This is a genomic window from Pseudoalteromonas sp. JSTW (genome assembly GCF_013423925.1).
GTDB classification, from domain to species: domain Bacteria; phylum Pseudomonadota; class Gammaproteobacteria; order Enterobacterales; family Alteromonadaceae; genus Pseudoalteromonas; species Pseudoalteromonas lipolytica.
On record NZ_CP058973.1, the window covers coordinates 249,479 to 264,969 of the forward strand.

The 15,491-nt window shown below is 41.2% G+C and carries 9 protein-coding genes; 1 reads left to right on the top strand and 8 read right to left on the bottom strand.

All coding sequences use genetic code 11. From position 1 onward, the window contains the following. Positions 1 to 79: 79 nt before the first annotated feature. On the top strand, positions 80 to 886 hold the full coding sequence (locus GZH31_RS17460) for an ion transporter (RefSeq protein WP_180311914.1): 807 nt from the start codon (positions 80 to 82) through the stop codon (positions 884 to 886). Between the two features lie 61 nt (positions 887 to 947). Here GZH31_RS17460 and GZH31_RS17465 read toward each other — a convergent pair whose 3' ends face one another. From GZH31_RS17465 to GZH31_RS17500, 8 genes are all read right to left on the bottom strand, one after another. Continuing rightward, positions 948 to 1,328, bottom strand: coding sequence for a VOC family protein (locus tag GZH31_RS17465; protein WP_118844922.1), 381 nt, complete (start codon positions 1,326 to 1,328; stop codon positions 948 to 950). A 279-nt stretch (positions 1,329 to 1,607) separates the two neighbouring features. Further along, on the bottom strand, positions 1,608 to 3,149 hold the full coding sequence (locus GZH31_RS17470; protein ID WP_118844921.1) for an EAL domain-containing protein: 1,542 nt from the start codon (positions 3,147 to 3,149) through the stop codon (positions 1,608 to 1,610). A gap of 150 nt (positions 3,150 to 3,299) precedes the next feature. Beyond that, a complete protein-coding gene (locus tag GZH31_RS17475; RefSeq protein WP_118844920.1) occupies positions 3,300 to 5,258 on the bottom strand; it encodes a methyl-accepting chemotaxis protein in 1,959 nt (652 codons plus the stop codon). A 250-nt stretch (positions 5,259 to 5,508) separates the two neighbouring features. Further along, on the bottom strand, positions 5,509 to 6,120 hold the full coding sequence (locus tag GZH31_RS17480) for an FMN-binding negative transcriptional regulator (RefSeq protein WP_118844919.1): 612 nt from the start codon (positions 6,118 to 6,120) through the stop codon (positions 5,509 to 5,511). A gap of 66 nt (positions 6,121 to 6,186) precedes the next feature. After that, complete coding sequence (gene asd, locus GZH31_RS17485) at positions 6,187 to 7,323, bottom strand: aspartate-semialdehyde dehydrogenase (RefSeq protein ID WP_180311865.1); 1,137 nt, start codon at positions 7,321 to 7,323, stop codon at positions 6,187 to 6,189. Between the two features lie 129 nt (positions 7,324 to 7,452). Continuing rightward, on the bottom strand, positions 7,453 to 8,349 hold the full coding sequence (gene yegS, locus GZH31_RS17490; protein WP_180311866.1) for a lipid kinase YegS: 897 nt from the start codon (positions 8,347 to 8,349) through the stop codon (positions 7,453 to 7,455). Positions 8,350 to 8,488: 139 nt separating this feature from the next. After that, positions 8,489 to 11,179, bottom strand: coding sequence for a TonB-dependent receptor plug domain-containing protein (locus GZH31_RS17495; protein ID WP_180311867.1), 2,691 nt, complete (start codon positions 11,177 to 11,179; stop codon positions 8,489 to 8,491). A 66-nt stretch (positions 11,180 to 11,245) separates the two neighbouring features. Then, positions 11,246 to 15,346, bottom strand: a complete 4,101-nt coding sequence (locus tag GZH31_RS17500; RefSeq protein ID WP_118844916.1) for a hypothetical protein — start codon at positions 15,344 to 15,346, stop codon at positions 11,246 to 11,248. Positions 15,347 to 15,491: the final 145 nt, after the last annotated feature.

Genomic DNA, 15,491 nt, shown 5'->3' on the forward strand with positions numbered 1-15,491 from the left:
TTCTTAAGTTATACATTGGCACTGTGTTTTACTGTATATTGCGTGGGTTTAAAATCTTATTATCAAAGGGTCATCTATGATGTTGTCGCAGTTACAAGAGCTGTTTCAGCGTATCGATAAAAGTAAAATTTTTCAATCATTTGTTATCGCGGTCATTGTTATTTCGGCGTTAACTGTTGGCGCGCACACGTACTCGTTACATCCAACCGCAGAAATTGCCTTGCACTGGATGGACATGGGGATCACTGTCTTCTTTCTGATTGAGCTTGTGATCCGCTTTATTGCCAGCCGTGGCATAAAGGACTTTTTTAGAAAAGGCTGGAATATTTTCGATTTTATCATCGTCGTCGGAAGCCTTTACCCTGCTGCGGGGTCAACTATTTTCATCGCAAGGCTGTTACGTATTTTCCGCGTATTACGATTAGTGTCGATGATCCCAGAGCTGCGATTGTTGGTTAATTCGCTATTAAAAGCCATACCGCAAATGGGCTATATCGCCTTGTTAATGTTCGTTATCTTCTACATATATGCCGCAATGGGTAGCATGTTATTTGCCGATATTAACCCTGTTTTGTGGGGCGATGTGTCAATTTCAATGCTAACTCTATTTCGTATTGCCACCTTTGAAGACTGGACCGACGTAATGTATGAAACCATGGCGGTGTATAAACTAAGCTGGATTTTCTACTTAACGTTTATATTCTTAACTGCATTCGTATTCTTAAATATGATGGTCGGTGCCATTTTAGAAGTTATGTCTGAAGAGCATCGTAATGCACGTGAAGAACAAACGAGCGACGATGACATGCCCGCTACAAAAGGCCAAATTGTTCAATTACAAGCTGAAATGGCAGAGCTAAAACAATTACTTAAAGAAAGAAAATAACTTTTTTATTTAACAGTTTTTAGTTATGAGGCGCTAGAGTACAAAACCTAGCGCCTTTATTTTATCCACGTTTTTCCACTTTCCATGGTGGATTCAAGCGGTTTTCACCTGCCCAATACAGTTTGATTTTGTTACCTGAAGGGTCTTTCAAAATAGCTTCTGTCCATAAGTAGCGCTGCGCTGTTGGCGGTTGTTCAAAAGTAATCCCCTTTTTAACAAGGCTCGTGTAAAGAGCATCAAGATGTTCTTCTTCAAAATAGATAACAGCATGACTCTTAAAGTCCCCGCTTTCTAACGACAGCGAAAATGTCGCGTCTCCATTGGTACATTTAAAACGCGCATAGTGAGGTGTATCTACAATTTGAATAAAACCAAGAGTTAAATAAAAAGCCACCGCCTCATTCATATTTTTTACTGGTAACGTGACTTGATTAAGCTTCATTTGCTACTTCTGATTAATTAGATTTCGTTATGCCAGCATATTCCGAATAACTAAATAAGCAAAAGATAAGCGTGAATAACGTATTAAATAACTGATAAGCTCACAGCTTGCATATTCGAGTGGACAGCTGTGAGTCATACTGTAAAGCATCATGCAGCGCTCAAAGGGTTTCCCCTTGCCATTTAAAACTGAATAAACGTTCTATTTTTGTTTATACAAAAAGGGCCGTGCAGCCGCCATAAGTGATAACCAACAAGGGCAATGATGATTATATGTATTTTAATCGCCACCTTGCTGGCCTAATACATGCAATAACTCAGTTAAAGGCAACGACTTGTAAAAGTACCAACCTTGACCTTGAACCTGATAGTCGTCATTGTAATTTTTAATAAAGTTATATTCTTCAACTGTCTCAACCCCCTCAAAAATAACAGTGCGGTTTAGGTTTGTTATTAATGACATAATGGCTAACAACATTTCTTGCTTCAACTCATCAGATATTGATTGAGTGAAAACCTTGTCTATTTTGATCACATCAAAATTGATTTCGGTTAACCACACTAGGTTTGAAACTCCTGTTCCAAAATCATCAAGAGAAATAGAGAAGCCGTATGTTTTAGCTTTTGAAGCAAAACATGACAATTCGTCCAATGGAAGCTCTATTCGCTCGGTGATTTCAATTTTGATTTGCTGTGGTTTTATTTTATTTTCAGTGCATAAATCATATAAATAATCTAAATACTCTTTTGTTTGAATTTCATAAGCGTTAATGTTGATTGCCACGCTGAAATCAGAATCAGCACGTAAAACAGGAGAAAGTTCATTAAGCGCTTTTTTGACCGAGTTATACGCAAGAGTTGGATACAAACTTAGCTGCTCTGCAATACCTAAAAAAAGCTCTGGCGAAACATTACCGTAAACAGAATCTTTCCACCTTATCAAACTTTCTACACCAATAATTTTGTTACTTTTTAGCTCGAGTATTGGCTGATACTCCAAATATAATTCTTCGTTTTCAATGGCTTTACGAAACCTAAATTCCATTGAGTGGCTTTTATCTAAGTATGAACAAATTGAATAAGCAATTAAAAAGCTAATAAACCCAATTAAACCGATTAATAGAGCAGAAATGTAAAAAGGGAAATACAGTAAACCAGGCCGGTTATTGTATGTCTCAATGCAGTATTGGAATTGAGTGCTACAAGTTTCTACCACTTGCGGTTTAAGCAGTGTATCTGTTTTAAACTGGTAGTGTGCCGCATAGTTATGAAAGGTGTATTTTCTATTCTTTGAAATAATTTTATATGAAAAATTTTTATTTAATTGATCAAAGTTTTTAAAAGGGGCATTAATTGTAAAAGCAATTACACTCCCTTTATTTGTAATGTCATATTTCGCTGCAACAGGAAAAATATTCGCAACTTGAGAAGCAAAATAGTAGCCCGATGGAGAATGATACAAAACACCGTCAAGTGGCGTTGAATCAGCAAGAAGTCCCCAATTTGCTGAGCAATTAACTTTATTATTAAAAATCAAACCTAAGTCATGCGTAAATTCATGTTTAGAAAGAATAATGCGCAACTTATTGATTGTCTGAGCATCACACTCAAGAGGAGATAATGCTGAAGCCTCTTGGATAGAAGAGCCTAAATCGCTTGATATGTCTTCTGCTTTTGATAACAAAGATTGCGAAAACTCCTTTTGATAGCTGACTTGCAGATAACTAACCAGAAGGTGAAAAGCAACAACGAGAAAAAGCATTAAACAAATAATATAGAGTGCTTGATTATTTTGAGCTGATTTTAGTGTTTTTCTCGTCATATTTAACTTATACGCTTTACAGTCTAAACCTCAAATTAGCCTTTATGTATTACCAAATCAATAAAAAGTAATAAAATGGAAACAGAGTAAGTGTAACTACCTACTAAACCCCGAGATGAATCAGAAAAGACAACATTAGGCTGTTGCACCTCATACCTTAAATTTACCCACTAAGTCTGTAAGTAAATGAGACAGCTGATTAAGTCTTTCACCATTTTGACGCGCACTCTGTGCAATGTCACTTACATCGTCTGCCGCATTTTTAATTTCGACAACATTGCGGTTTATGTCTTCTGCTACATGCTGCTGCTCCTCGGCTGCAGTCGCTATTTGTGTGTTAAGGTCACTAATATTGACAATAGACGATGTGATCTCGCTAAACTGCTGTTGCGCAGAATGTGCAAGCTCAACAGTTTTATGAGTGCGGTTTAAACTTGCAGCCATTTCTTTAGATACTTGGTCAGACATTTTGCGAAGCGTACTAAGTTGGGTTGCTATTTCCTCCGTTGACTCAGACGTTCTTTGCGACAGCGCACGAACCTCATCAGCAACCACAGCAAATCCACGACCGTGATCGCCCGCTCGAGCAGCCTCTATTGCAGCATTCAGTGCTAATAAGTTTGTTTGCTCAGCAATGCCTCTTATGACACTGAGAATCGACATGATATTTTCACTTTCAGCATCAAGCTGAGTGATATCTTGAGTCGCTTTTGTTATCACAGTAGAAAGCGACACAACACTCTCTACAGTTTCTGAAATGACATTTTGTCCAAGCTCAGAAGCATGCTGTGTTTGCGTTGCAAGCTCTGCTGCATTCGCACAACTTGCGGAGACCTCATTGGCTGTCGCAGCCATTTCATTAATTGCAGTCGCTGCCATTTCAAGAGCTTGTTGTTGCTGTGATGTAGAATCAGATAGTTGTGAGGCTTGTGACGAAGTGTTCGCTGATGTTTCACTCACATTTTGAGAACAATCATTTATTTGCGTCACTAACTCTGAAATTAAATTCAAAAACAAATTAAAGCTATTCGCTAATTTTGCTGTTTCATCTCGCGTTTTAATAACAAGCCGCTTCGTTAAATCACCGCCGCCTTGTGATATTTCTGTCAATCCATCACTCACTTCAACAATGGGGGCTGAAATAAGTTTAGAAATATAACTTGCCACTAGAATAAACACAGCAATCAGCACCGTACTAATAACAAGTATAGTAATTGTGATTGTGTTAGCTGCGCTCATTACTTCAGATTTTTCGACTAAAGCAACGAACTTCCAACCAAGCTTTTGCGAAGTGTAAATATTTGCTAAATAATCTTTGCCATTTATTTCAATTTCAAACTGGCCGCGATCGTTGTTAGCAAGCTCCCGGTATTTACCGCCATTGATTTCGTTTAGCTGTTTAAAACGATAATCCGCATTTTTGACATCGACCAAAACATTGCCGCTGTCTTCTATCAGCATTAAGTAGCCTGTTTCACCCAATTTAATGTTCGCAATAATATCTGTTAGACCTTGCAGTGAAACATCCATGCCTTGTACACCAATTAAGTTGCCATTTTCTTTGATAGCCTTAACAGTTGACACTATTACCATGTCATCAGCAGCCCAATAATAGGCATGCGTTCTTAATGTTTCACCGTTAGCGGCTTTTGCAGTTTTGTACCAAGGCCTTACTCTCGGATCGTAATTAGCGGGTACTTCACTTGCTGGCCATTGAACATAACCACCTTGCTCGTTCCCCATATAAATATATGCAAGGCCGGGGTGCGTTGTAGCAAAGTGATCAAACAAGTTAAACACTGTTTGCTCTACCAAACTGCCATTCTGGTGATCTAGCTTGACTGGATTTGATGATTGCATATGCGTCATTACGTCGGTTTTTGCATTTAAAGTCGCAGAATGAGACGCCAAGTAATCAACATTTTTTTCAATTTCAGCGAAAAATAAACTGATACCGTTATCTACTTGCCGCGCTTCACGCACACTCAATTGAGCAAAGTTGTCTAGCGCCTGTTGGCGGGTTTCAGTAATAACTAATAGAGAAATAATGATTAAGGGAAGTGCAATTGCTGATGCAAAGGAGAGTTTTAATTTTTTTGAGATGTTCATTGTAGACTTCCAACTAAGTACTTACGAAAATATAGTGAGGTGGTTGCAATTGAGCAAATAAATAGTTGGAAATTTATTAGGCACAAAGTTGGGTAGGCAAGTCGTTCAAGTCTTTAATTTATTTATGATATGACAATAGGTTGACAGATATACATTGTAGACTAGCTTTACCTCTAGTAATGAAACAAATATTTAACAAACCAAACGCTAATGACCTTCCAACCAATTGGCAGCTTTTGCAGGATGCAAATTAGCTGCCTATTCCAATTTCGTGTTTAAGCATATAGCGCAATAAAGCCTGTGCATCTGGGTGTGTATCAGCTTGTAACCCTGCAACAACACCTTGTTGATCCGCTGCTAACTTGTGTTGGCCAAGTTTTTCTTTTGCTTGTATTGACTGAACATTAATTTTAATTCCGACAATACCGCGCAGTAGTTTTGCTTGGTAATCAGCAGGTAGCAAGTCGGTATCGTGTAAAATACTCGGCTCATACTGGCTAATTAACTCATCTAAGCAGGCTAAGGTATTCTCATTATCAAGATATTCAACCTCACCTTGAACATGGACCGCAGCATAGTTCCACGTCGACACAGCGGGTTTTTCTGCATACCAGGTTGGAGATATATAGCTATGCGGACCACTAAAAACCACTAATACGCGGGTTATATCTAAGCCCTTACCATGACGATTTGCCCGTGATACATGACCATACAAGGTACCCAATTCCCCCTCATCAGCTTTGTATACTAAAGGCAAATGTGTGGCTTCAAATTCACTGTCTACCATCAGCGCAAAGCTATAGGTTTTTATAAATTGTGAGACTCGCTCCGGTGTCATTTTCCACTTGCTGGGTGTGTGCATTACTTTCCTTTATTGCTTAAAAAGGCCAGCAAAGTGCCAGCCAGATTTAACTATTACCACTTAATTTTAGCCATCAACAATTATGCGTAGCATACGACGAAGTGGTTCAGCAGCACCCCATAACAGTTGGTCACCAACCGTAAATGCACTGATATATTCTGGGCCCATAGCTAATTTACGAATACGGCCTACCGGAATAGACAACGTGCCAGTCACTTTAACAGGTGTTAGGTCTGTTGCTGTAATGTCTCGGTCGTTTGGAATAACCTTGACCCATTCATTGTGAGAAGCCAGAATCTCTTCCACTTTCTCCACGCTGATATCTTTGCGTAGCTTAATGGTCATTGCTTGTGAGTGACAACGCATTGCGCCAATGCGAACACACAAGCCATCAACCGGGACAGGCTGCTTGCTGGTGCCCAAAATTTTATTGGCTTCGACTTGCGCTTTCCACTCTTCTTTACTTTGACCGCTTGGCATTGGCACATCAATCCAAGGGATAAGGCTACCCGCTAAAGGCACGCCAAATTGGTCTTGTGGTAAATCGCTTGATGCAATTTTTTCGGTGACTAATTTGTCAATTTCAAGAATAGCGGCATTAGGATCAGCCAGTTTGTCAGCAACCGTTTCGTGAATTGCGCCCATTTGTGCAATTAACTCTTTCATGTTGCGAGCACCGGCGCCTGAAGCCGCTTGATATGTCATTGGGCTGACCCATTCAATCAAGTCTTGTTCAAATAATCCACCAAGCGCGAGTAACATAAGTGATACAGTGCAGTTGCCGCCAACATAGGTTTTAACCCCCTGCTCTAACCCTTGTTCAATCACATCTTTGTTTACAGGGTCAAGCACGATAATACTGTCGTCACTCATACGCAGTGCCGACGCAGCATCAATCCAATAACCTTGCCAACCAGACTCGCGTAACTGCGGGTAAACGGCTTTTGTGTAATCGCCGCCTTGGCAGGTAACGATAATATCCATTTGCGAAAGCGCAGTAATGTCGTTTGCATCAAGAAGTGGTTTTGCTGGGCCCGCAATATCAGGGCCTAATTGACCGGTTTGTGAGGTGGTGAAAAAAGTCGTGTCGATCTTAGAAAAATCATTTTCTTGCTGCATACGATCCAATAACACAGAGCCAACCATGCCCCGCCAACCGACTAATCCTACTTTTTTCATTGTTTGTTCCACTGTTTGATTCATTCCAAGTACCTAAGCTGTTAAAAATTAAAATCCATTGCGTAAGAGTTTAATTTTTACAGAGCTAATCTAGCATTGTGAATGACACAAAACCAGCGCAGATAATGGAACTTAAAATTATTTCATATTATTTTATTTAATTAATGGACAGTCTGTTGGCAATACAAGGTTTACTGCATTAGCACAGACTTTAAATGTTTGTTGTTTTGAGGTAATTGGCTCGCCATCGAGGTTAATTGGCATTTCAGTTTGTGTTTGCCATTCAAGCCAAGGCACTTGATAGCGTTTCACCCACTTTTGTGAAGAATTGGGGTAGTTGCTTAACTCTTCGATAACCGCAGGCACATCTGAAATTGCAAATGAGGTGAAAGCAACAAGATCAACCATGCCATCATTAATATACGCATCAGGTGCAAGCAACTGCCCGCCACCGGCTTGTCGGCCATTACACACGGCAGCGGCAATGATCTCACCGGAACTGTGCTGACCATCGGGCAAAGAAAGTTGACCACTGTAAGGAACAAAGCTCAGCGCTTGAACAAGCCCAGCGAGTGTATATGCACCGCCGCCAAGCAAGTTTTTAAGTGCTGGCGGTGTGGTGGCGGTAATTTTTGCCCCAAAGCCTGCACTGGCAACATTAATAAAAAATCGTTTATCGACTTCAACAACATCCACTTCTTGAGTATGTCCCTCAAAAGCCAACGTGAGCGCCGACAAGTATTCAGTCGGAATGTTTGCAGAGCAAGCAAAGTCATTTGCCGTCCCCATTGGGAGTATGGCAAGTGCTGGTCTTTGAGAATGCTCAATTTTCATTAAGGCGTTCACAGCTTCGTTGACCGTGCCGTCACCACCAGCAACAATAACCCGTTTTACGCCCTCTTTATTTGCCTCGTTAATCAGTCGCTCAACATCGCCTCCTTCATAGGTTACTCGAACCTCTAACGGGGTTGTTTGTCGAAATTTAGAGACAGCTTCGCGTAATTGCTCATTGCCTGCTTTTTTACCATTTAAAATTAATCGTAGGCTCATTCTTAATCCCTGTTATGACAACTAAGCTCTACCATAACATGCAATGCTGTTTACTCAATACGGATACAAAAAAGCCCTGCTATTGCAGGGCTAAATCAATGTTAGGATTTATTATTGTATCCTTCCTTGGGGAGTTTAGTTAAAACTCGTAGCTGAAGCCTAAGCTAAACTTAGTGCCTTCTTCTTTCTTCCAAAGTGATAAACCTTCTTGCTCAATTTCTTTATCTTGACCAAGGATGTTTTCAATTTTGAACTTCACTTTCGTGTTAAAGTTCGGGAAGTAAGAATAAACTAAATCAAGCGAATGGAATGGCTTCTCTTCTGCATCTTCATTACCGCGAGTACCCGGTACAATAATACGCGGACCAAACACGTTATATACTAGTGATGTCGAGTGGAAACCATCAGCAGAGTCATAACCCATCTGCAAGTTTGCTACCCACTCAGAATGCCCTACTAAACGGCGCTCATCATTAGTGACAATGTTAGACACGGTATCAGCATCAAGTGCATCTTTTAATTGCTGCTCAAACAACGAATCAACGCCGTCAGAATCATCAATACCTAGTTTCACACTTGAGTCAGATAGCGTAACGTTACCCGACAAGAACACACTCGACCAATCGGCACTGATAAAACTAAAATCAGTCAAGAAATCAACTTCAATACCCGTTAACTCACCCGATTCAGCGTTTGCAGTTAATAGTTGTGGCGCAGCACCACCTACACCTGCAAGCTCTACCATTTCGATAGGGTTTGTAATGTCTTTGTAGAACAATGCAACTGATAAGTTATTACCCGATGCCATATACCATTCAAAACGGAAATCAGCATTTTTAAGTTTTGAGCTTTGTAATGTCGGTGAACCACGAACTAGGAATTCCGTTAACGGATCAACGAAGAACGTTGAGCTTACATCACGCATATCTGGACGAATGGTTGTTTCGCTTAGATTTAAACGAAATTGCATTTCTTCATCCATAATATAAGTCACAGCTAAAGATGGATAAAAATCATCTTCTTTGATCGCTACTTCAGCTAGCTCTTCTGTTGTCGCATCAAATAAATTACTGTGAGCCTTAAATGGAACCGATACTTGGGCAAAGTCTTCCCAGCGAACACCACCAGTAATACGCCAAGTATTATTGATGAAATAATCAGCCATAAAGTAATAAGCATCTAACTTATGCGCCGCACTGTATTTATCACCGTCTGTTGTTCTGTCATCAAAAATGCCAGAACCGGTTGAACTTGCGTAAAAAGCATCATTGTTGATGTTATCGTAAGCAAAAATTTCATCCAAACGTGAGCCATAGGTAAAATCATCAGCAATACCACGGTGCGTAATACCAAATGTCGTATTATTTGCAGTACGTGTTTTCTCTGAGAAATCGCCACCCACTTTTAGTTCAAGCTCATAGCCTTCACCATAAAATGGCATACCCATGTTCCAACCCCAAGTATCAACTTCGTCATGAAGAACTTGGAATTCACGGGTTACGTTAGTAGCTGAAACATCTTGTAATTGCTCAGAAACAAACGAACCATCGTCATAGTTACGTTGGAAAACAGCGTCTACACCACCTGGTGCATCACGGTTTGCACGGCTCGTACCGGCATACCAATCAACAAACAAGTTGTTAAAGTCGATAAAGTTGTGTGTGCCTTTTAATTGGCTAGAGAACATTTCACGCTCTTCGTACACAACATCAACGCGACGAAGGTCACGAACACCTTCTTCAGTTTCGTTGGCATCATAGAAATTACGATTACGAACGCGGTCACGCATGTCATGCAGTGCAATGTTTGTCATCTCAATTTTATGGTTTGAATTAAACTCATAACCAATATTGAATGTACCACTCCAACGCACATTTTGCTCCGTTGATGTGCCATCGTAATACTGAGCAAAACACTTGTCTTCACAACCTAAGCTGCCAAGGTTAGTACCACTTTTTTCTTGTGCTACTTCCCACTCATTTTCGTAAGAAACAGCGGCAAGTACACCAAATGTACCCATTTCACTTTCAAAGCGATCGCCTAGCGAAACTGAAAAGCTCATTTCAGGATCAACGTCTTTTTCTGTTGCCGAAATATTCCAATCAAGTGACGACATCAATGCTTGGCGCTCAGCCAATGCTGTATTGATATCACCTTCTAGGCCAGTGCCATAAAAGGCATTAATTATTTCAGTAGGTAACGCACGAGTTCCATCATCACGGCCCATCCAGTCATCATCGCCACCTTCATAAAAGTAGCCCGTATCACTGTTATTGGTGTTGTAAGAAGTACCAATGTCGACTTTAAACAAAAAATCAGTCGGGATTGATTTTGTTCTAATATTTACGTTACCACCACCAAAATGCGCAGGCATATCGGGTGAAAACGATTTTTGAACGCTTAAACTTTCAATAATATCTGATGGGAATAAGTCAAGCGGTACAACTGAGCGAGTTGGATCTGGACTTGGCACATACATACTATTGAGCTGAGTACTCGAATATCGCTCACCTAAACCACGAACATAAATGAACTTGCCATCAACCAGTGTCAAACCTGTTACACGACGAAGTGCCGATGCAGCATCGCCATCACCAGTACGAGAGATTTGCTCTGCACCCATGATATCAGCAACAAACGCTTGATTTTGACGCTCTTGAAGAACCGCGCCAGCACTCCCTTTTAAACGCTGTCCTACAGCAACCACTTCTTCAATTTCTTGTGCTTCATCCGCTGCGTAGGCAGTATTCATCGATAAGCCTACTAATGCTGCAAGCACTGCATGATTTATCTTTGAACGCACAAGTTTAGAGGGGGTAAAAGATTTCATTATTATACTCCGAAAACAAAACTAGAAGCTGGCCGGGGTATTCCCCCGACCATGGATTAGAAGGGCTTAGTTAAGACCTACTTTTACCCAACCTGCTGTCCAGTCTGTTTGCGCGTCCATTGCACCGATGTAATCTACTTTATCGAAGAAGCTATTTAGGCTTGAAGAATCGAAACCACTACCAAGTAGTGCTGATTCTGCACTTGGTTGATAACCGTTGTCGCTAAGACCTAACATAGCTGCGTCCATGATAGAGTTACCTTCTTGGCCTTCGAACCAAGATTGAACATTACCCGAACCAATCGCTTGGCTTGAGAAGTTATTATCTGCTGTACATGCAACTACTGAGTGGCTGATTGTTAGTGAACCATCTTCAGCGCGAGGAGCTGAATCTGCACCCACTCGTAAGCAGTTTTTATAACCTTCACCACCTGTTACTACTACGTTTTTCAGCATACCCGCAGTACCTGCACGTAAACGGATACCGTTCACACCATCTGCACCGATGATAGTTACGTTAGAGATAGTAGGTGTAGTTAAAGGTGATGCATTTGAGTCAAACTCTGAGTTATCAGCTTCAATTGCATTATCACCTTCTGAAGAAGACTGCTTGATCAATACGTATTGTGCATTACCAGTCCAACCGAATGACCAATCTAGCGAGTCATCACCGATGTTTGTCAGTACTAAGTGGCTGATGCTTGCAGTACCACCGAAGAACTCAACACCGTCATCAAGGTTTTCGTGAACGTGGATATAATCAAGTTCAGTTTGGCTTCCAACACCTGCAAGTGAAATACCGTTAAGCTCATCACCGTTACCTAGTGTTTTACCTGCTTGTTTTACAACAACATACTTAAGTGTACCTGAGTTATCTTCTGGTTGGTTACCACCGAATTGACCAGCATCACCTTCTGCAGCAACACCACAGTTTGCTAGTTCATCGGCTGTTGTTTCACCCACTTGGTCACCACAAGAGTTAGCTGGTGCGTTACCAAGAAGTACCACACCACCCCATTGACCAATGCCTGTTTCAGCGCCTGTCATATCTTGGATTGATGTCATCACGATTGGTTGAGTTGCAGTACCTACCGCTTCAATCTTAGAGTCACGACGAACAACTAAGAAGTCATCACCGCTTTCACCGATTAGCGTTGTACCAAATTGAACATAAAGTGTTGCGCTATCAGTGCGGTCACCACCCACTGCTGTGCGGCCTTTAAGGATCCAGTGAGCATCGTTAGTTAGAGTTACGTCAGATGTGAAAACAACATCTTGTGCTAGCTGATAAACTGGCTTATCGGTAATTTGTGGGAAGCTTGCTGAAACATCAGTCGCTAGACCTTGCTCCATTGCATTTGTGATATCTGCTGGAAAGCTAGGGTTAACAGCAACTGTCCAACCGTCCATCCAGTTATTGTCACCGTCAAATGCACCAATATAGCTTGTTTTAGTGAAGAATGGGTCAAGCTCTGACGCATCAACACCTGCACCTAATAGCGGCGAGCTAGATTTAGGTGTGAAACCATCTGTAGCAAGGTTTAGTGTCGCTGCAGTAAGTGTTTGGTTACCTGTTTGACCTTCGAACCAAGATTGAACATTACCAGAACCAATTGCTTCAGTACCGAAGTTATTCTCTGCACTACATGCTACCACTGAGTTTTCGATAGAAAGCTCACCAGACTCAGCATTTGCAACAGAGTCAGAACCTACACGTAAACAATTTTTGTAACCTTCTGGGCCTGTGATAACCATGTTACGGATAACACCCGCTGTACCTGCGCGAAGACGAACACCATTTTTACCGTCAGCACCAACAATCGTTACGTTTGAAAGTAATGGCTTAGTTAGTGGTGTAGCGTTTGAATCGAATTCTGAGTTATCAGCTTCGATTGCATTGTCACCTTCAACTGATGATTGTTGGATATATACGTTTTGTGCACGACCTGTCCAACCAAATGACCAGTCAAACGCGTCATCACCAATATCAGTTAGTACAACGTTACGAACGTTTACAGTACCACCGAAGAACTCGATACCATCATCAAGGTTTTGGTGAACTTGGATATATTCAACTTTTGTTTTAGAACCAACACCCGCGAATGAAATACCATTTAGCTCATCGCCGTTACCTAATGTTTTACCTGCGTGTTTAACAACAACATAACGGATAACACCCGAGTTGTCTTCTGCATCGTTACCACCAAATTGACCTGCATCACCTTCAGCTGCAACACCACAGTTTGCGAGCTCTTCAGCTGTTGTTTCGCCTTGTTGATCACCACATGAGTTAGCCGGTGCATTACCAAGTAATACTAAACCACCCCATTGACCGATGCCTGTTTCTGCACCTGTCATATCTTGGATAGATGTCATAGTGATTGGTGCTGTTGCATTACCATTAGCGTTAATTTGCGAACCACGGCGAACAACTAAGAAGTCATCACCTGTTTCACCGATTAATGTAGTACCTGCTTGAACATATAATGTTGCGCTATCAGTACGGTCACCACCCACTGCTGTACGACCGTTTAAGATCCAGTGAGCATCATTTGTTAATGTTACATCTGCTGTGAATGTTGTATCTTCAGCTAAACGATAGACAGGCTTGTCAGTGATTTGTGGGAATTCAGATGAAACGTCTGTCGCAAGACCTTGCGCCATTGCATTTTCGATATCAGTTGGGAAGCCACCATTGATAGCAACAGTCCAACCTTCCATCCAGTTGTTTGTTGCGCTAAATGCACCGATTTGACCATTTGCTAATAATGGTGAACCAGCTAAAGGCATATAACCATTATCATCTAGCATTAAATCAGCGGGTGTTAGAGTTTGGTTACCATCTTGGCCTTCAAACCATGCTTTTACAGTACCACCATTAATGGTTTCACTACCGAAGTTATTAGCAGGTGTTTGACAAGCAACAATAGAGTTAGTGATAGTGAGTGAACCATCTTCAGCGCGAGGAACTGAATCAGAACCAACACGTAAACAGTTTTCATACGTTGCAGGGCCTGTAATGAAAACGTTTTTAAGCATACCTGCAGTACCTGCACGTAGACGAATACCATTGTTACCTTCAGCACCCACGATTGTCACGTTTTCAATTGTAGGGTTAGTCAGTGGTGTAGCGTCTGAATCAAACTCAGAGTTATCCGCTTCAATCGCGTTGTCACCTAAGTTCGCAGCTTGTTGAATGTATACGTTTTTCGCAGTACCAGTCCAACCAAATGACCAATCTAGTGAGTCATCACCAATGCTTGTAAGTACCACGTTGCTTACGTTTACTGTACCACCAAAGAACTCAATACCATCATCTAAGTTTTCGTGTACTTGAATGAAATTAACAGTAGTTGCAGAACCAACACCGGCAAATGAAATACCGTTTAATTCGTCACCATTACCCAGTGTTTTACCTGCATGTTTAACAACTAAGTATTTCAATGTACCAGAGTTATCATCTGCAACGTTACCACCGAACTGGCCTGCATCACCTTCTGCTGCAACACCACAGTTTGCAAGTTCGTCTGCCGTTGCTTCGCCTTCTTGGTCACCACATGAGTTTGCTGGTGCATTACCAAGAAGAACTAAACCACCCCACTGACCGATAGACGTTTCAACATTAGTCACATCTTGAATCGAAGTCATTGTAATTGGCTGGCTTACAGTACCTACCGATTCGATTTGTGAACCACGACGAACAACTAAGAAATCATCACCCGATTCGCCAATTAATGTAGTACCTTGTTGGATATAAAGAACAGCATTATCTGCACGATCGTTACCGACCGCTGTGCGACCATTTAAAATCCAGTGAGCGTCATTTGTTAACGTTACATCTGCAGTAAAAGTAGTATCTGCTTTCAAACGGTAAACAGGCTTATCAGTGATCGTTGGGAATTCTGAAGAAACATCTGTCGCTAACCCTTGTGTTAAGGCATTTTCGATGTCAGTTGGAAAACCTGTTGTCGCATTTTGAGAATCATCACGGCCTGACTGATCGCCGCCGTTATCACCATTGTCACCACCGTTATCGATGATATTAGTGATGTTATCGCCTTCATTTACAGTGGTGTCGCCTTCTTTAACGACTAAATCACCACCACAACCAGCTAAAGAAACTGCAGCAGCTACCAGACTAACTTTAAATAAGTCAGATAATTTCATTGTTCACTCCGTTAAGATAGATATTTAATTATTGTGTTAGCGCATAAACTCAAGTCACCAAAAAGCACTGTAAAGTAATGCTTTTGGGTCACTTGAGTTTTAAACTGCGACTACCTTACGGGAGCTGTATGACAAAGTGGTTACA